The 613-nt window shown below is 45.0% G+C and carries 1 protein-coding gene; it reads right to left on the bottom strand.

Features of this window, described 5'->3' with window-relative positions; translation table 11 throughout:
* A partial coding sequence (locus BLX24_RS31010) for a YceI family protein (protein ID WP_143092972.1) occupies positions 1-613 on the bottom strand: 613 nt, incomplete at both ends.

Raw genomic sequence — 613 nt, 5'->3', positions numbered from 1 at the left:
CATCTCGACGGTTCCGTCCATGCCGTCCTTAAATGACATTCTGGCGGGAAACGTAACTGACTTCGTGATACCTTCCATAGTCAGGTTCCCTGTAACGTTTATATTTCCTTCATTAACTCTTATACTTCCATCAGCCGGAACTTTGGTATTTCCATCATTTCCTGTTTCAACCTTCGTAATGGCGAATGTAGAAACAGGAAATTTTTTGACATCAAAAAACGGAGGTAATCTATTACGTGGATGCGGATCTTCTGATTTTTGGTCAATAGTAGCCATGTCGACTTCAATTACACCGCCCACCAGAAGCCGGTTGTCGATCAGCAATTCTCCTTTTCGTATTTTGACGTCCCCTGTACCGGAACTCTCACCCAGAAACGTTGCCCCTTCCCATCCACCAAGTAGCATAGCACCTTTCCAGATGACAACACTTTGCTTCGTATCGATGCTGTATTTTTTCCGGCCCTCTTTGTTATAAAAGTCAGTGATGGTCTTTCCATCATACCGATATACGCCGGTCGCATCGCCAAACCAAATACTGCCGTCGTTCGCTTCTAAAAGCCCCAGAAAAGCCCGTCCTGACCTGATTTCGGTTACATCAGGTCTATCACTATAC

The organism is Arsenicibacter rosenii (assembly GCF_001870735.1).
Lineage (GTDB): Bacteria > Bacteroidota > Bacteroidia > Cytophagales > Spirosomataceae > Arsenicibacter > Arsenicibacter rosenii.
The sequence above is the reverse complement of the archived record's forward strand: the minus strand, read 5'-3'. Positions and strand labels throughout refer to the sequence as shown.